We start from the raw sequence: 16,540 nt of genomic DNA on the forward strand, positions 1-16,540 counted from the left end.
CGCTAAACCCAGGAGAGCCATGGGTGGAGGCGTAGCCGTAGATTCCAGTCAGCTTGCGAAAGAGGTAGGCCAAGATAGATAGGAAGCCAGAACAAAAAACCGAACACGGCTAGCGATAGCATCATCATGGCTATAATCCGTAGGACTCTGTTGGGATGGTCAAGATATCCATCCGTTATCCATGCTGCAGCTAGGCTGCTGAAGGTGGCGGCAGGCATATAGTGATAAATAAACGTGCAGCGACTGACTAGGATCCAAGGCAGTAAATTGGTGGTGTAGTTGATGCATAAATATAGGGGCACCCACAGTGTTGTTTCTGCTGGTTCAGAGGGCGCTTCAGTCCCTGCCTTGGCGCCTAAATCAGTCATGATTCTCCTGTATCCCCAATACAGCAACTGACCGAGCAAGAATAAAATGGCTAAGGTCGAGGCCCACCATAGAGGGGGATTGCCCATGCCGTGAACATCAAAAATCCAGGGTGTGCTCTCTTCGGGTAAAGGGGGACCGTAAATCGGGACCCGTGCTGTGGGACTGGTCGCTCGTTGGTAAAAGTAACTGAGGGAGCGCTGCATTAACGGCCAGGTATACCAAGGGGCACAGTAGGGATGTACGTCTGGACCGCTGCCAACACGATGATGATAGGTCAGCATCTCGTAGTGGAGTTGCCAAAAATTGTAGTCAGGATTTTGTCGTAGATGGGGAATCCAGATCAGCCCATAGCAGATCAGGGCGATGCTTCCCATATAGCCTGCCACCACGGGAGGAGAAAGGCGAGATAGTCTTACAGCCTGTTTCCATGGAGATAAAAGATTGAGTTTTGCTAACGTCCAACAGATTGCCCAGAGCAGATAAAGCCCCAGAACTAATCCGAGGCCGTTCCACTTGACCGCAGCTGTCGCACCGATGCAGAGGGCCGATAGGGTTAGCCATAGCCAGCGATGACGGCTTTCTAAAGCGGATAGAAAACAGTAATGAATGAGGAGGCCAAAGAATAGTAGATATATGTTGATGAGCGCGTAACGAGACTCAACAAGGAGCAGGCCGTCCAGGACAGCGAAGGCCCCCGCAAGCAGGGCAAAGCGTGGACGATGTGATAGACGATAGGCGATGCCAGCAATGATGATCGGGATGAAAGACCCGACTAGCGCATTCATCCAACGATAGCCCCAAGGCGTAAAGCCCTGAAGCCAAATCCCTATTGCGATTAGGTATTTGCCAAGGGGGGGGTGAGCGTCAAAGAAAGGGGTGTGGGTAAGGTAGTTGTGCCCAAAATTTGCGAAATAAACTTCGTCGAAGACTAGGGTGTCAAAGCGATCAAGGCCCCAGAAGCGCAGCAGTAAAGCAACGATCCACAAGAGACCCAGGCCAATTGCCCATGAGGTCTTTCCTAGCCGAGGCTTCAGCATCGGAGGGTTAGGCCGCTCCCTGCAGCTCACCGGTACGGATTGCAAATACTTGTGTCTGCTCTCCGCGCTGAATTTCGAGCTGAAGCTGCTGACCGACCTGGCAGTTCTCAACTAGAGTCTGCAGCTGACTGGCTTTTTGCACCGGCTGATCGTCAACGCTGAGGATGACATCACCCCATCGAATCCCTGCTAAGGCTGCGGGGGTGTTAGGAAAAACCTGCACGACCAAAACACCCTGGGTCTCGGGCAATAGAACAGGAGAGTTAGGATTGCGGTTGTTCTCTTGGGCGGCTTCAGGGGTGAGGGTGGTCATCTGGACGCCAATGTAGGGATGAAGGATTTGCTCCCCTCTAACCAGTCGATCTTTTAAGCTCTTGGCTTTGTCAATGGGAATGGCGAAGCCGATCCCCATGGCGTCGGCTCGAATGGCGGTGTTGATGCCGATCACTTCGCCGCGATCGCTCAGTAGCGGCCCACCTGAATTCCCGGGGTTGATGGCGGCATCGGTTTGTATGAAGTCTAGACGCTTGCCAGGGATGCCAATTTCAGCGCTGGTGCGGTGGAGAGTGCTGACAATGCCTAGGGTAACGGTGTTGTCGAGGCCGACAGGATTACCGACAGCGATGGCCCAGTCGCCGACTTCGACCTGTTCAGAGTTGCCTAGAGGAGCAACGGGTAAGCTACTGTCTACGTCTTTGAGTTTAACAACAGCAAGATCCGAGACCTCATCAACGCCCCGCACTTCGCCCTTGTATTCGCGGCCATCTTTGAGGGTGACGGTGACGGTGTCTGCTTTGCTAACCACGTGGGCGTTGGTCAAGACAATCCCGGTCTCATCAATAATGAAGCCAGAACCTTGGCCCCTCAGCCGATCTTCGTGGGGACCGCGAGGGAATGCCCCAGGACCAAAGAATTCACGCAGAGAGGGGTCATCGAAGAAAGAGTCGGTTGAGGAATGTTTAATGGTCTGCTCGGTGTCAATGCGAACGACGGTGGGACCAACGGTATCCAGCGCCTCGGCAATAAAGTTGCGGGGTTTGAAATTTTGAGCTGTATCTATAAGTTGTTCAGCACTTTCGACCGGGATAGCTGCGGGGTGAGTGATGACGATGGATAAACCAGCGATGGCTGCAGGGGGAGTAAACCCGAACCAGAAAAGAGCGATTAGGCTCAACAACGACAGCCAATTTGAGGCTGAGGGTCGTCTCGGTACTGTCTGGCTCATAGATGTCCTCAATTGGGCAGCAACGCTTTACGCTATAACAAGTTTAATCGTTTCCAATCTTCGCGTTCTATCTCGCCGGTTGGGTTCTCCGTACTGATTCTGTTTGATATACCATGAGCCAATCATCTGCCTCTGTGACTGAATTGACCAATCCGATCCCGAGCGCTGATCCAAAGTACGGTGAGCGGTCGATTGAGGAGGGTGAGCTGACGACGTTTCCTAATCCACGACCGGGACGGCGCTATAGCATCCAAATTTCGCTACCGGAATTTACCTGCAAGTGTCCCTTTTCTGGCTACCCTGATTTTGCGACGATTCACCTGACCTACAGTCCCGATCAGCGAGTGGTGGAACTGAAGGCGCTGAAGCTGTATATCAATGGCTACCGCGATCGCTATATTTCGCATGAGGAATCAATCAATCAGATTATGGATGATATTGTGGCCGCCATCGATCCGCTGGAGATTGGGGTGAAGGGTGACTTTTCTCCGCGTGGGAATGTCCATACCGTGATTGAGGTCAGCCATCAGAAGGCATCATGAGCATTCCTGAGTCTTCTGAGATTCAAGCTATTTTTGATCGTATTGCCCCGGTCTATGATGACCTCAACTTCTGGCTGAGTTTGGGGCAGCATCGTGTTTGGAAGCTGATGGCGGTGAAGTGGGCGGATCCGCAACCAGGCGATCGAGGTTTGGATATTTGCTGCGGCAGTGGTGATTTAGCGAGGCTGCTGGCGCGGCGGGTTATACCTAGCGGGACAGTGGTGGGAGCTGATTTTTCGGCCAAGATGTTGGCTGTGGCCGCTAGCGCGACTCCTTTGTCAGAGATGGGCCGGAGAGCGGCTATCGAATGGGTTGAGGGTGATGCTCTGGCGCTTCCCTTTGCAGATGCCTCTTTTGACTGCGCCACGATGGGGTATGGGTTGCGAAACGTGACCGATATTCCTAAATGTCTGCGAGAGATTCACCGGGTGCTGAAGCCGGGTGCAAAAGCTGCCATTTTAGATTTTCATCGCCCTCGTCAGCCTTTGCTGCAAAACTTTCAGCAGTGGTATTTACAGTCTGTGGTGGTGCCAGTGGCTGAACGCTATGGGCTAACGGAGGAATATGCCTATATTATGCCGAGCTTGGAACGCTTCCCTACGGGTACTCAACAGGTTCAGTTGGCGGTCGATGCGGGATTTGCTGCTGTTCACTACCCCATCTCAGGTGGGATGATGGGGGTGTTGGTGCTTACCAAGCCGGAGGATGGATAAAGATGCAGGAGGTTGCGATCGCACCTAAGTTCAAGCTATGGATGGCGGCAATCAAACCCCCCATGTATACGGTGGCGGTGATCCCGATTTCGGTGGGAACGGCGGTGGCCTTTAGCGAAACGCAGCGGTTTGATCTCGGGATTTATCTGACGTTCCTAGGTTCGGCAATTTTGATTATTGCTTGGTTGAACCTCAGTAATGACGTTTTTGATGCGGATACCGGTATTGATAAGAATAAGGCCCATTCTGTTGTGAATCTGACGGGCAATCAATCGTTGGTGTTTTGGATCAGTAATGTGTTTTTGGCCTTAGGGGTTCTGGGGGTGGTTGCGATCGCAACCCAACAAAAAGACCCCACCCTCATCGGCATCATCTTGCTTTGCTGCGCTTTAGGCTACACCTACCAAGGCCCCCCCTTTCGCTTGGGCTATCAAGGGCTAGGTGAACTGATCTGCTTTATTACCTTTGGTCCCCTTGCCATTGCTGCTGCCTACTACTCTCAGGCCCAGACCTTCTCTACGCTGGGGCTAGCGGTGGGCACCCTCATCGGCATCAGCACCTCAATTATTTTGTTTTGCTCCCATTTCCATCAGGTCAAAGATGATTTAGCAGCGGGCAAGCGATCCCCAATTGTTCGTTTGGGAACGGCTCGGGGAGCTAACGTTTTAGGATGGGCCACCGCCAGCCTTTATCTGCTGACATTGACCTGGGTGGGGTTAGGTGTTTTCTCTCCTTGGACATTGCTGGTGTTTGCCAGTCTCCCCTTTGCCATTCAGCTTGTGCGGCACGTGCAGCGCTACCACGATCAGCCAGAGCGAGTCAGCAACTGTAAGTTCTTCGCCGTTAATCTGCAGTTTGTGAGCGGGGTGTTATTTGCGATCTCATTTACTCTGCCTGGGCTGCTGTAAATTTTCTGCGGAGAGTTCTCTTCCCTACGCCTCTAAAAACCTAACTGCCTCCATCGATCAGGCGGAGCACAGATCTTTCTGATTGGCACTGGAATCATGTTGTTTGAGCGCGAACTCCGTTATCATATGCCTTGCGGCTTTCGTAACGTTCGATTTTAAGGCACACAGCAGCATGAAAATTCAAGCAACCGATACCCGTCCCCTTGATTGGGCTGGTGATTGCCTCGGCTTAGGCTTTTTTGAAGATGCCGTTGATCTCCAGGCGCTCAATGCTGATTCCGACCGCTTGAGTCTGCTGCAGGACTTAGTAGATACATCAGAATTCAAAGGTAAATCTGGAGAGACAGCCTGGACTCGGATTGCTGGCTCTAGTCCCGTGCGGCTTGTCGTGCTGGTGGGCCTAGGCAAATCAGAAGACTTCAAGCTTGATAGCCTACGGTTAGCTGCTGCAACGATTGCTCGGACAGTACAAAAGCAAAAATGTAAAACTGTCGGGATGCATTTGCCCGTCTGGAACCAGAATGCAGCTCAATCGGCTCAGGCAATGGCTGAAGGTATTGGTCTTGCGCTTCATCAAGACAACCGGTTTAAATCTGAACCTGAAGAAAATGGACAGACAAACGGCCTGCCTGAGCAGGTTGAACTGCTGGCTATTGGATCTCAGCCCGAAGCGATCAAGACCGCACACCAAGTTTGTCAGGGCGTGATCTTAGCGCGTGAGCTTGTGGCTGCACCCGCCAATGTCGTGACTCCCACGATGCTTGCAGAGACTGCGGGTACCCTTGCTTCAGAATATGGCCTTACTCTCGAAGTCCTTGAGCAAGCAGACTGTGAGCAGCAGGGGATGGGCGCGTTCTTAGGCGTTTCTAAAGCCTCTGAAATGCCTCCGAAATTTATTCACCTCACCTACACGCCGTCTGGCGGAGCTAAGCGGAAGCTTGCCATTATTGGCAAGGGCGTCACCTTTGATTCTGGGGGCCTCAATCTCAAAGGCAGCGGCAGCGGCATTGAAACGATGAAAATGGATATGGCTGGTTCTGCCGCAACGCTGGGCGCTGCCAAAGTCATTGGACAGCTTAAGCCTGACACCGAAGTTCATTTTATTGTGGCTGCTGCGGAAAATATGATCAGTGGGCGAGCACTGCACCCCGGCGATATTCTCACGGCGTCGAACGGTAAAACGATTGAAATTAATAACACCGATGCTGAAGGGCGCTTGACGCTGGCGGATGCCCTTGTCTTTGCTGAGAAGCTAGAGGTTGATGCGATTGTAGATTTAGCAACTCTTACCGGAGCCTGCATTGTGGCTTTAGGAAACGATATTGCGGGTCTGTGGACCCCAGAGGATCAGTTAGCCCAGGAGTTAACCCAAGCCTCTGACTTAGCGGGCGAGAAATTCTGGCGAATGCCCCTCGAAGACAAGTATTTTGAGGGTCTCAAATCACCGATTGCTGATATGAAAAATACGGGTCCGCGTCCCGGTGGCTCGATTACGGCAGCACTTTTTCTGCAGCAGTTCGTCACAGATACGGCCTGGGCACACTTAGATGTTGCAGGCCCGGTCTGGACTGAAAAGGAAGGCGGCTATAACAATGTGGGAGCGACAGGTTTCGCAGTGCGCACACTGGTTAACTGGGTATTGGGATCCTAGAACCCTATTCGCCTTTGTTGGCTTTGGGGCAAAATAGAGTTAGCCGTTGTCTCAATATGGATCCAAGATCTGAAGATCTTTGCATTTTTTCTGCTGCCTTTGATTGTTTCGCGGTCCACACTATAAAAAGATGGTTTCCGCATTAGTGGGTGCAGGCGTTTTTAGCATCTATATCGCGTTCCATAATCAATGCGCTTGGAAACAGCATGAGCCTTCCTCCTGACATCGAAACTTTGCCCGCAGCACCCCAGAGCCTTTTAGGCGTCTTCTTGAGATTTTTGCGTAGGCCTGTCTATTCTGAGCGGCTTTACCCAAGCCCCAATCGACGCGCAATTTTGAGCGATATTCTTCGGCTCTATAGTCTAATGATTGCGGTTCTTATACCGATCCTGTTGATGGTTTCTGCGGCGAGAGGTCAGGTCGGGGCCAGCGAAGACCCGATCAGTGATTTTTTGCAGAAAACGCCTCTATTAGTGCTGGTGCTCGCCGTTGTTGTCGGCGCTCCTCTTTTAGAAGAAATGATGTTTCGATTGCCGTTGAGGTTTTCGGCGTTCAATATCTCGCTGCCGCTGACGTTCCTTCTGCTTGCTATCAATGTTGGGAATCCGGGGCTAAGATTTTTATTTGCTGTAGCTGTGGGATTGCTGGTCCGCTATTTACTCCATCATCGCGTTCAGAGAGCGGCGGGCCATGCTTTCTATGCAAAGTACATCGGCTGGATAATCTATGGTTCAGCACTGCTGTTTGGTGCTATCCATATTTTTAATTTTGATGCTAAAACCTATGTTGTGGCACCGCTGATCGTTATGCCGCAAATAACAGCAGGCATCTTCTTTGCCTTTATTCGCCTCAGACACGGATTTTGGTGGGCGGTTTTTGCTCACGGATTCCACAATTTTTGCGCAATCTTCCCGCTTAGCCTGATGAAGTTTGGCTCGGCAGGACTGCAGGCCAATGGCTTTTCTGATCTAGAACAGGTGACTCTGACCCCAGTGGACTATGTGCTTCTGGCTTCTTTACTCATTTTTATTGGCGGCGGGCTGTTCCTCTGTCTGCGATCTGTGGCGCAAATGCTTACAGAGTGGCGTCTGGAACGGCGAGCAGCCAAACTCTCTCTTAAAACCTAGAGATATAGCGGTACGCGTATTGATTCGGACATCAAAATGCTTGAACATCATGTCTGCTAAAGAAGGGCTGTCCCAACTCAGCCGCGTATTGCTATACAGCAGTTTTCAATTCCTGTGTACAACAGCAATAATGAGCGAACCAATTTCTTAAATGCCTTCACTGTTGAAGACGCTCTTCTGTGATGTGGATTAGCCTTTTCAACATATTTGAGGGCAATTTACTTCATGATCAGGGCTGCAACTAATCAAAGCCTGTTGTTCAATGCCATTAACTCGTCCACTTCGATAGAGTAGGAGCCTTGAACTGAGTAAGCTTGTCGATAAGTTTATCGGCTTCTGTTTCTGTTAGAACGATATGTCTGTGCTCAGGGCGGATAAACTGTTCATCTGTTGCATGATCGAGAAACGAAAGCAGCCCATCGTAGAAGCCATCAATGTTCAGTAGTCCGCAAGCTTTGTCTTGGAAGCCAAGCTGCGCCCATGTCGCAATTTCACAGAATTCTTCTAAAGTCCCTAATCCGCCAGGAAGGGCAATGAATGCGTCTGCAAGCTCAGCCATCAGGGACTTACGCTCGTGCATAGAGTCAACTATTCGTAGATCACTGAGTCCTTCGTGTGCAACTTCTTTCTGTGCTAGTGCTTTTGGGATGACACCGATTACAGTTCCACCCGCGCCGAGAACGGAATCAGCGATTGCTCCCATCAAGCCAACGTTACCGCCCCCGTAGATAAGCTTGATTTGACGCTTTGACATCTCTTCTCCGAGTCGTTTCGCAGCGCTTAGATAGCTATCGCGTGCTCCGAAATTAGAGCCGCAGTAGACGCAGATACTTTTCATGTAAATTGTGCTTGTGTATGACTAAAATCAGTCTATCAGTCGCTTTTGGTGGCAAATGACACAATTCTCGATTCTCTTTTGGGATATAGCAAAGCTGTCGTACATTGCTGCCCCACAGGGCTATCAGCTACTGCAGCCACAGTAGTAGAGCAACGCCGGTAACGGCAGTGGCGGCTCCCAGCCATGCTCTGATGCTGACACGTTCGCCCAGCCAAATGGCAATGGGCAAGACGAATAGAGGACTGGTGGCCGTTAAGGTTTGGGCAATGCCCGCTTCGGCATACTTGAGGCTAATCTGCTGCAGCCAAATGCCTAAGTAGGTGCCGCCGAAAGCTGCGAGACAGAGCTGGCGGAGTAGATGTTGCGATCGCAACTCCAGCACCCAACTCCTCAGCTTCCCTTGCCCTAGCCCCCACAACACCAATACAAAAACGCCACTGCAAAGGCGCAAGAAGGCTCCCCAGGTCGGACTCAGAGGCGTATCGACTAACGCAGCCCGAGACAAAACCGCACCACTAGCCTGAGCCATTGATGCTAGTAGCGCGTAGACAATTCCCCAGCGTCGATCGCGCCCCTGCTCTTGAAGCTGTGAAGACCGTTCACTAATCACCCAAGTCACTCCGGCAATAGTGAGGCTCATGCCCAGCCAAGCCCAGCTAGAGAGTTCTTCGTTCAGGAATAACAATGCTAGAACGGCTGCTAAGGGAGGCGCTAAAGCTTCAAATAACAGCGTTCGTCTGGCACCCAAGGCCCGCAGTGCGGCTAGATAAACAGAGTCCCCAAAGCCAATGCCAATAGCACCGCTGAGAAGGAGCAGCAAAAGGCTATGACTCGGAAGATCGGGAGCCAGCCCTCCCTGGAAAATGAGGGTTAGCGTTAGAAGTGCGATCGCAACTATCCCTTTTCCCAAATTTATCGCTAGGGGTGAAGCCTGAATACGGGCGTAAACAACAGAAGCTAACGCCCATAGAAATGCCGCACTCAACGCCGCTAGCTCCCCAGTCAGATGGGTCTGCATCAAATGGCTCTGTTTGCACTCCAGAAGTTCTGAAACCTGGGTTCTGCCTTCACTTTGAACTTCACAAATTGGTGGTCCTGAAAAATATTATGGAAGGAAGAAGCGGCAGGCCTTTCAAGCGGCCATCTTAAGGCGAGGTTAGGGCAACAGAATTCAGCTGAGTATAGGGCAGGGTCAGAACAAAGGTAGCGCCCTCGTTATCAGGGCTGACTGCCGTAAGCTCACCACCATGATTCTCAACAATTTTACGGCAGATCGCGAGTCCCATGCCGGTTCCTTCATAGTCTGACTGAAGATGAAGACGCTCGAAGGGCGTAAAAATGCGGTCAAGGTATTGAAGATCAAACCCGATACCGTTGTCTCTAATCTGAATTTCTGCGGCTTGATCGACCTCTACGTAAGACACGGTGATTCGGGGAGGGATGTCAGGACGATGGAACTTGAGGGCATTACCAATCAAGTTTTGAAAGAGTTGCCGCATTTGCACAGGAGCGGCCTCCAATGAAGGCAAGTGACTCACCTCAACATGCCCAGCCGTCTTTTCAATCTTCGTCTCTAAATCTGCTAGAACTTCTGTCAGAATTGTGTTGAGATTCACTGAGATAAATGGCTGAACTTTTGTATTCAGTCGAGAGTAGGCCAGCAAGTCTCGAATCAAAATTTGCATCCGGTTTGCAGCACTCTGCATTCGATTTATAAAGCGTTGTCCTTGCTCATCGAGTTGAGAACTGTACTTTTTCTGTAGAAGATCGCCAAAAGCTTGAATCTTTCGCAGCGGTTCTTGCAGGTCGTGGGAGGCGACATAGGCAAAATCCTTGAGAGCCTGATTCGAGCGCTCCAGTTGATGGGCTGTTTTGCGAAGCTGTTGCTCTCGTTCAAGCCGTTCAGCAGCTTCAGCGTGAAGCTGAGTATTGGCCTGTGTCAGCTCTGCTGTGCGATCTTGAACCCGCTGTTCTAACTCATTTTTTGCAGCCTGTAGTGCTTGTTCTGCCCCCTTCCGCACCGTGATATCAAGAACGAAGGCAATACTCTCTGTGCGATCGATTCCCAAAAGCACATAGCCAACCAGAACGGGAATTCGACTGCCATCTTTGCGGATATATTCTTTTTCGTAGGGGGTGCAGCTTCCGTTACGTTGGGCTTCGGCAATGCCAGCATGGTCTTTTGCTAATAACTCAGGGGGGGTTATCTTATCCCAGCGAATTGTCCCGGCCTCCAACTCTTGGCGACTGTAGCCAATGATCCGCAAGAACTCATCATTGGTTTCTTGAACCTTGCCACTGATATTGCCAAACAGAATCCCGATCAGATCTGACTGCAAAAACTGCCCGATTTGTTCTTGGGCCTTTCTCAAGACTTGTCTGGTCTCTTGCTGTTGCTTAAGGGTTAATTGCTGATTCGCGATTAACTCGGCATGCTGGATGGCGCTGGCAACCTGCACTGATAAGTCACTCAATAATTCCTGTTCGACTGCTGACCATCGGTGAGGAGCCTGACAATGGTGCGCGATCAGAAGTCCCCAAAGTTTGGATCCATCCATTGATGTCTCTGCGAACAGAATCGGCACGACCAAGTTCGCTTTCACCTGAAACCGCTGCAGCAGATTGAGATGACAAGCAGACAGGTGACTCGACTCGACATCAGAAATCGCTAGTGTATGGCCCTGTTGATACTTCTCAGCCTGATGACTTTGCTCGCCTTGAAAGCAGTTATCCTCGAGGTGCTGTCCTATGGCTGCTGTCCACTCTGCCAGGACGGATTCTGCCACGACTGTACCGCTCATATCAGGCTCAAATTGATAAATCAGGATGCGATCGCAACCTAATAACTGACGTGCTCCATCAGCCGCTGTCTGCAGGATTTGAGGCAGCTCCACCATCCGATTCACGCTCAGCGCGATACGAGTGAGCAGCTCACCTTGCTGACGCTGACGCTGAAACTGTACCCGTAGATTTCGGGCGGTGACAAGATTCGCAACTGACTTAACTAACTTTTCAGCTGTGAGCTGCCCCTTGATGAAGTAATCTTTTGCGCCGCTCTTCATTGCCTCTACAGCAGTGGCTTCATCCCCCTGCCCCGTCAAAAGAATAATCAGCGGTAGTAACTCTAGCTGCCGCTTAAGGGCACTCATCAATTCAAGTCCATCTGTATCAGGCAATAGATAGTCAAGCAAAATAACGTCAGGACAAGTCTGCTGACAAAAGGTGAGAGCCTCTTCTCCTGACCCGCAGTCAAAGATTTTATAGTCAATTGCTTCTGCAGACTCTAGATATCGACGACTAACAGCTCGGTCAATCTCTGAATCATCCACCAGAAGGATTGTGATGCTTGGAAGTGAGACAGCCATATTTTCTCTCTGTGAGCTTACTTGCATCAATAAGGCAGTGGCAATAAAAGCTCGAAATCATACCCATTGCATCTACCGTTGGTGACTCACCTCGCCATCAGTCTTGGTTACTCGATTACCTTGAAAGATCAAACAACTTTGCTTGCTACCAACCTTAGTACAGGACAAGAGAAAGCGTTAGTCATGGTGTGTTGTTAAGAACCAGCGGCGAAAAGCCGGCTTTATCTCTCGGTGATGGGTAGATGTATACAGCGTTTTATGTTGGACCTACGAACTCAAAACACCTATTTGATTTGCTTGAATTACTCCCCGCGTGTCTCGTGTGCTGAAGGCTAATGTTAAATCATTGATCTACGAAGCTAAACCATAGCCTAAATGCGCTGCATCGAATATATCTAACCTTTCAAATGTAAATCCACGGCCACACGATGGGCGCAGGCAAACCCAGAAAAAGCCACTGCGTTTAGCCCCTGCCCCGGGAACGTACTGTCTCCCACGCAGTAAAGCCCTGGAATCGCCGTGCGATTAAACGGCATCCCTAACAAGCCTCGCAATGGACGGCGTGGAATTGGACCATAGGTGCCATCCTGACGCCCTAAAAATCGACGGTGCGTTTTCGGTGTACCCACCTCCTGTAGATGAATATGCTCCTTTAGGTTGGGGATAATCTGTTCTAGTCGATTAATGATTTGGGTCGCAGCCTGCCGTTTTCGCTCCCGATAGTCCGAAGCTGACAAATTCTGCCACTCCTCGATCCAGCTAGGCGTAAAGGCATGCACAATATGATGACCTGGAGGAGCCAAGCTCGGATCAAGCACCGTTGGAATGGAGACGAAAGTGGTTCCGCCGGATTCCGTCATCTGTTCCCAGTCCGACAGCAACACATGATGACAGTGGATATTCTGGGGCAGTGCCCCAGCCGCGATCCCCAGATGCACGCTCACGAAGCTAGGAGATTTCATATAGCGCTGTCGCCACCTTTCTTCTGTGGGTGGTACCGTCTCAACTAGTTCACCAAAAGTGTTCCAGCGGGTTGCGTTAGACACAATCCGACGGGCATGAAAGGTCTCTCCTGTCGCTAGCTGGACGCCCACTGCCTGACCTTTCTCTCGCAAAACTTTGGTCACTCGTGCCTTATATCGAATGGTGCTGCCCGCCGCCTCTAGACCCGCCACAAGCTTCTGAGCAATCTGCCCCACTCCGCCCCTCGGATAGTTAACGCCGCCGTAGTGGCGATCGCAAAAGACCATCCCCGCATTCATCATCGGCGTCAAATCTGCTGGAACCACCGACCAGCAGAAGCATTCCAGATCGATAAACTTCAGCAAAACCGGATCGCTGAGATAGCGCCGCGCCGTGCGCCCCACATTCTGAGGCAAGAACTTTGCCAACCGCAGACAGATACCCGGATGCCGCAAAAAGGTCTGCATCAGATAGCGGGGCTCCTCCAGGGACAACAGCTCCATCCCGTTGAGACCGTTGAACACCTGCCAGAACGCATCATAAAAGCGGCGCAACCCCTGACGCTCATGGGGGAAGCGCTCTATCAGCTCTTGCAAGTATTTCTCATAGTCTCGATGCACCTTAATCTGTAAATTATCGGGTAGGTGGTAGTGAATTTGTACGGGGTCAGGAATCGTCTCTAGACGCTGATTGACGCTATCTAAAGCGCGGGTCAATAGATTGGTGGTCCCCTGCTTGCCAAAGCCGAAAATCATGGAAGCACCGACATCGAAGCAGTAGCCCTCTCTGCGAAAAGAGCCAGCACTGCCGCCCGGAATTAGATATCGCTCCAATACCAAAACGTGAGCCCCCTTTGCCGCTAATTGAGTGGCTGTAACCAGTCCCCCAATGCCAGAACCAATCACGATCACATCCCACACTGGTTCAGGGACGGCATGTTCAACAGAGTTCATCATTTAGTTGCCCAAAAACGGCCATCGCAGTACCCGGTTAAGGTAGGGCATCCTTGCTATACCGTCAATGAGCCGTAGCCATTTTTGTACCTTAATCAATACGTGCACGGCTTTACTCACTGGTCTATCGAGAGGTGCCCTTCTGACAAAAATCACAAGTGACTACCCCTGCCGATAAAAAAGGTCAAAACGCAGAGAGCGCCTTGACCTAGCATGCTGATTCTTCAAGAGAGGAGAACATGACTTCACTGTATAGTTATTGAAAAAGATTGTCAATAAAAATCAAAAATAGCTTTGCTCGGTCTGTCATCCCTTGGGGGTTAGTTGAGAGGTTGGGCTTGATGGGAAGCTATCTGCGCTCGACCTGCTTTTTTCGCTTGATAGAGGGCGGTATCGGTGGCTGCGATCAATGCTGGGACCGTTAGCTCAGCGGTGGGGACTAGGGTGGAGATGCCAATGCTCAGGGTGATGCGATCGCTCACACTAGAAGATTTATGGACCAGTGCTTGCTGATCTAGATCTGCTCTCAACTTCTCTGCCACCGCCATCGCTCCCTCAGAATTTGTGTTGGGTAAGATGATGGCAAATTCTTCTCCCCCGTAGCGCGCTGCTAAATCTAACGGACGCCTGATGGCCCCGTCAATGGTTTGTGCCACCACCTGCAGGCAGTGATCTCCCTGCAAATGACCGTAGGTGTCGTTGTACTGCTTGAAATAATCGATGTCACAGAGCATCAGGGTCAAAGCTTTCTGATCCCTCACTGCCTGCTTCCAAGACTGTTCAAGATACTCATCAAAGCGGCGTCGATTGGCCAGCTTTGTTAAGCCATCCTGATTGGCAGCCAATGCTAACTGGCGATTCAACTGATCGAGTTCTTGATTGGCAAGATCGAGGGCCTTATTGATTGCCTGTAGCTTTTCTTGGGTTTTAAGGCGGGCCTGGATTTCTGCTTCTAGCTGCTGATTCTTTGCCTCTAACTCTCGTGTGCGAATTTTGACGGACTCTTCTAGATTTCGGTTAAAATCCTGCAGCTTTTCATTGAGGCTGGCAATCTCCCGGCGATCTTCTTCAGCCGTGATAATGTCCCGGTAGGAACGGATCGCCGTAACTAATGTCGAGAATAATTTCTGCTGCGTTAGCTCAGTCTTGGTTCTATAGTCATTGATATCGTACCCCTTGATGATTGAGATCTCAGGCACTTCGCCCGGCTGGCCGGTTCGCAGAATGATGCGCACAAATAAATTGTGCAAGTTCTCACGGATATATTTGACCAACTCTAGACCGGCCTGACTGGTTTCCATGACCACGTCAAGGAGCAATACGGCAGTATCGGGGTGCTGGCTCAGCATCGCTTGAGCTTCTTGCCCAGAGTAAGCAGAGATGATTTCTAAGGTCCTGTTCTCAAAAGTAAAATTTTTGAGCGCAAGGCGGGTGACCTCATGTACCTGTCTTTCGTCATCGACAACAAGTATTTTCCAGGGCGTTTCGCTGTTGCTGGCAGCGGTGTCTTGGTCGTCCGAGAATAGAGGCTCATCTTCAAAGTCAAGGCGTTCATTGGCAGTGACTGAATCGTTAGACTGAGGCATGGGTTCCCTCGTCTGTAATCTGTAAGGGTAAGTTCAGAATAAACTTGCTTCCTGAGCCTAAGGTGCTTTCACACCGGATGGTGCCCCGAAGGTTTTGCGTCACAATGTTGTGAACAATATGGAGCCCCAAGCCACTACCGCCGCGCTCTCGAGCAGTTGTGAAGAACGGCTCAAAAATCTTTGCTTGGTGGCTCTCAGAGATACCACACCCATCATCGGCGTACTCTAAGATCACCTGCTCTTCTTGCTGATGCAATGAAAAACTGAGGTGCCCCTGCTCTCCTGGGCCATAGGCATGTCGTGTAGAGTTGATCACCAAGTTTGTCACAATCTGAGAAAGCGCTCCAGGATAACTTACCATCTTCAGCGAAATATCTCCGTCAACGGTCGTTTGGTGTTTTGTGGCCTTAAGGTGAGGCTCTAGGCTAGTGAGCACACTGTTGATATAGGGGATGATTGTAAAGGGTCGCTTCTCAAAACTGGTCTGATCTACGGCAACTTGCTTGAAGCTTTGAATAAGCTGGGCTGCTCTGTCAAGGTTGCTCAATACGAGACGACTACTATCTGCTGCAGTTTCGAGATAGCCAGAAAGGGTTGAACGCTTTAAGCTACCTTGCTTATAGAGCTCGTCGAAGGCTTGTGTTTCATTCTGCAGCACGGACGCTGCCAAGAGGGCGTTGCCGACGGGAGTATTGATCTCATGGGCGACACCCGCTACAAGCTGGCCCAGGGCTGCCATTTTCTCCGACCGGATTAGCTCTGTCTGGGTTTCCTGTAGCTCCTGTAGGGTTTGGGTTAACTCACGGGTTCGTGCCTGTACCTTTTGCTCTAGCTGGTGCTGATACTCATAGAGCTGTTGCTCTTGGATATAGCTGTTGAGTGCTTCTCGCACAGTGAGCTGCAGGTCGGCAGGCTGCCAGGGTTTGGCGATATATCGATAGAGCTGAGCTGTATTAATCGCATTGGTTATCCCATCTACCCCTGCTTGCCCCGTTAGCATCACGGTTAGGGTTTTGGGTGAGAGTTCGTTGACCTGTCGCAGCACCTCGTCACCCTTTAGATCGGGCATCAGATAGTCAGCAATGATGACAGCCACATTGCACTGGTCCTGCACTAAATCTTTGACAAGTTCAACGGCTTCTACGCCCCCAACTGCGGTTTCTAGCTCATAGCTCTCCTCAAAGACTTCAGAAAGCTCTCGCCGCAGACTATCAAGAACGGCGGGTTCGTCATCAACGCACACGATCACAGGTTTTGACATGG

General features: G+C 50.8%; 13 protein-coding genes. 5 read left to right on the forward strand and 8 right to left on the reverse strand.

Going from position 1 to position 16,540, the window contains the following annotated elements:
- Positions 1–2: 2 nt before the first annotated feature.
- Together C1752_RS21780 and C1752_RS21785 are read right to left on the reverse strand one after the other, a co-directional pair.
- The gene (locus tag C1752_RS21780) at positions 3–1,406 is read right to left on the reverse strand and encodes a phospholipid carrier-dependent glycosyltransferase (protein ID WP_110988160.1); all 1,404 of its coding nucleotides are present in this window, start codon (positions 1,404–1,406) and stop codon (positions 3–5) included.
- Positions 1,407–1,413: 7 nt separating this feature from the next.
- Positions 1,414–2,631: an HhoA/HhoB/HtrA family serine endopeptidase gene (locus tag C1752_RS21785; RefSeq protein WP_110988161.1), complete on the reverse strand. Its 1,218-nt coding sequence runs from the start codon at positions 2,629–2,631 to the stop codon at positions 1,414–1,416.
- Between the two features lie 113 nt (positions 2,632–2,744).
- Here C1752_RS21785 and queF point away from each other — a divergent pair, with 113 nt between their 5' ends.
- From queF to C1752_RS21810, 5 genes are all read left to right on the forward strand, one after another.
- Positions 2,745–3,173 (forward strand): preQ(1) synthase, encoded by a 429-nt coding sequence (queF, locus tag C1752_RS21790; protein ID WP_110988162.1) that lies wholly within the window; start codon positions 2,745–2,747, stop codon positions 3,171–3,173.
- Entirely contained in the window at positions 3,170–3,886 is a 717-nt protein-coding gene (gene ubiE / locus C1752_RS21795; RefSeq protein WP_110988163.1) for a bifunctional demethylmenaquinone methyltransferase/2-methoxy-6-polyprenyl-1,4-benzoquinol methylase UbiE, read from the forward strand. Before queF ends, ubiE begins: the two co-directional genes overlap by 4 nt.
- 2 nt (positions 3,887–3,888) lie before the next feature.
- The gene (gene menA / locus C1752_RS21800; protein ID WP_110988164.1) at positions 3,889–4,794 is read left to right on the forward strand and encodes a 2-carboxy-1,4-naphthoquinone phytyltransferase; all 906 of its coding nucleotides are present in this window, start codon (positions 3,889–3,891) and stop codon (positions 4,792–4,794) included.
- A 172-nt stretch (positions 4,795–4,966) separates the two neighbouring features.
- Entirely contained in the window at positions 4,967–6,445 is a 1,479-nt protein-coding gene (locus tag C1752_RS21805) for a leucyl aminopeptidase (RefSeq protein WP_110988165.1), read from the forward strand.
- A gap of 206 nt (positions 6,446–6,651) precedes the next feature.
- Positions 6,652–7,572, forward strand: a complete 921-nt coding sequence (locus tag C1752_RS21810; RefSeq protein WP_110988166.1) for a CPBP family intramembrane glutamic endopeptidase — start codon at positions 6,652–6,654, stop codon at positions 7,570–7,572.
- 268 nt (positions 7,573–7,840) lie between these two features.
- Here the strand turns inward: C1752_RS21810 and C1752_RS21815 are convergent, their stop codons facing one another.
- The 6 genes from C1752_RS21815 to C1752_RS21840 all read right to left on the reverse strand — a co-directional run bounded on the left by C1752_RS21815 (position 7,841) and on the right by C1752_RS21840 (position 16,538).
- Positions 7,841–8,410, reverse strand: a complete 570-nt coding sequence (locus tag C1752_RS21815; RefSeq protein WP_110988167.1) for an LOG family protein — start codon at positions 8,408–8,410, stop codon at positions 7,841–7,843.
- 127 nt (positions 8,411–8,537) lie between these two features.
- Positions 8,538–9,428: a DMT family transporter gene (locus tag C1752_RS21820; protein WP_110988168.1), complete on the reverse strand. Its 891-nt coding sequence runs from the start codon at positions 9,426–9,428 to the stop codon at positions 8,538–8,540.
- A gap of 127 nt (positions 9,429–9,555) precedes the next feature.
- Positions 9,556–11,775 (reverse strand): hybrid sensor histidine kinase/response regulator, encoded by a 2,220-nt coding sequence (locus C1752_RS21825; RefSeq protein ID WP_158535163.1) that lies wholly within the window; start codon positions 11,773–11,775, stop codon positions 9,556–9,558.
- A 395-nt stretch (positions 11,776–12,170) separates the two neighbouring features.
- Positions 12,171–13,691, reverse strand: a complete 1,521-nt coding sequence (crtH, locus tag C1752_RS21830) for a carotenoid isomerase (protein ID WP_110988170.1) — start codon at positions 13,689–13,691, stop codon at positions 12,171–12,173.
- Between the two features lie 320 nt (positions 13,692–14,011).
- Complete coding sequence (locus C1752_RS21835; RefSeq protein WP_110988171.1) at positions 14,012–15,277, reverse strand: GGDEF domain-containing protein; 1,266 nt, start codon at positions 15,275–15,277, stop codon at positions 14,012–14,014.
- On the reverse strand, positions 15,264–16,538 hold the full coding sequence (locus C1752_RS21840) for a hybrid sensor histidine kinase/response regulator (protein WP_110988172.1): 1,275 nt from the start codon (positions 16,536–16,538) through the stop codon (positions 15,264–15,266). Before C1752_RS21840 ends, C1752_RS21835 begins: the two co-directional genes overlap by 14 nt.
- Positions 16,539–16,540 lie beyond the last annotated feature (2 nt).

The organism is Acaryochloris thomasi RCC1774, from assembly GCF_003231495.1.
Classification (GTDB): Bacteria; Cyanobacteriota; Cyanobacteriia; order Thermosynechococcales; family Thermosynechococcaceae; genus RCC1774.

Excerpts from the sequence above, each read along its gene's own strand:
- C1752_RS21815 (WP_110988167.1), bottom strand. The coding sequence starts at position 8,410 with ATGAAAAGTATCTGCGTCTACTGCGGCTCTAATTTCGGAGCACGCGAT.
- ubiE (WP_110988163.1), top strand. The coding sequence starts at position 3,170 with ATGAGCATTCCTGAGTCTTCTGAGATTCAAGCTATTTTTGATCGTATT.
- C1752_RS21785 (WP_110988161.1), bottom strand. The coding sequence starts at position 2,631 with ATGAGCCAGACAGTACCGAGACGACCCTCAGCCTCAAATTGGCTGTCG.
- C1752_RS21780 (WP_110988160.1), bottom strand. The coding sequence starts at position 1,406 with ATGCTGAAGCCTCGGCTAGGAAAGACCTCATGGGCAATTGGCCTGGGT.
- C1752_RS21805 (WP_110988165.1), top strand. The coding sequence starts at position 4,967 with ATGAAAATTCAAGCAACCGATACCCGTCCCCTTGATTGGGCTGGTGAT.
- C1752_RS21820 (WP_110988168.1), bottom strand. The coding sequence starts at position 9,428 with ATGCAGACCCATCTGACTGGGGAGCTAGCGGCGTTGAGTGCGGCATTT.
- crtH (WP_110988170.1), bottom strand. The coding sequence starts at position 13,691 with ATGAACTCTGTTGAACATGCCGTCCCTGAACCAGTGTGGGATGTGATC.
- C1752_RS21810 (WP_110988166.1), top strand. The coding sequence starts at position 6,652 with ATGAGCCTTCCTCCTGACATCGAAACTTTGCCCGCAGCACCCCAGAGC.
- queF (WP_110988162.1), top strand. The coding sequence starts at position 2,745 with ATGAGCCAATCATCTGCCTCTGTGACTGAATTGACCAATCCGATCCCG.
- C1752_RS21825 (WP_158535163.1), bottom strand. The coding sequence starts at position 11,775 with ATGGCTGTCTCACTTCCAAGCATCACAATCCTTCTGGTGGATGATTCA.
- C1752_RS21840 (WP_110988172.1), bottom strand. The coding sequence starts at position 16,538 with ATGTCAAAACCTGTGATCGTGTGCGTTGATGACGAACCCGCCGTTCTT.
- menA (WP_110988164.1), top strand. The coding sequence starts at position 3,889 with ATGCAGGAGGTTGCGATCGCACCTAAGTTCAAGCTATGGATGGCGGCA.
- C1752_RS21835 (WP_110988171.1), bottom strand. The coding sequence starts at position 15,277 with ATGCCTCAGTCTAACGATTCAGTCACTGCCAATGAACGCCTTGACTTT.